The organism is Oleiphilus sp. HI0043 (genome assembly GCF_001634935.1).
Genome location: NZ_LWEY01000921.1, coordinates 1 through 444, shown reverse-complemented (window position 1 = coordinate 444; position 444 = coordinate 1). Strand labels below are relative to the sequence as shown.

Below are 444 nucleotides of genomic sequence, written 5' to 3'. Positions count from 1 at the left end.
TTACATCAAAGACGACAAGCGTGTGACTAACGACCCAATGGAAGCGACCTACATTGGTTTCGAAATGTGGGCGAAAGCAGTTGAGAAAGCGGGTACTACTGACGTAGACGCAGTTGAGCAAGCTATCTTGGGTGTATCGGTACCTAACCTGACTGGCGGTACTGCTGTTATGAATACTAACCACCATTTGAGTAAGCCAGTTTTAATTGGCGAGATTCAAGAAGATGGTCAATTTGAAGTGGTTTGGGAAACTAACGGTGAAGTAATTGGTGATGCTTGGTCTAACTACCTACCAGGTTCTAAAGACCTAATTGCTGACTGGACTGACCCGGTTAAGTGCGGCAACTTTAATACTAAAACAGCTAAGTGTTCTGGTCAGAACTTCTAAGACCTGAGCTTTAGCTAGCCGGAAACATTTATTCGGCAACTTAAAAGGGGAGCACT

At 44.4% G+C, this 444-nt stretch carries 1 protein-coding gene; it reads left to right on the top strand.

Annotation, left to right across the window (positions count from 1 at the left end):
* Positions 1-388: transporter substrate-binding protein (locus A3729_RS10285; protein WP_156497873.1), on the top strand; the 388-nt coding region annotated here is incomplete at its 5' end.
* Between the last annotated feature and the right edge of the window lie 56 nt (positions 389-444).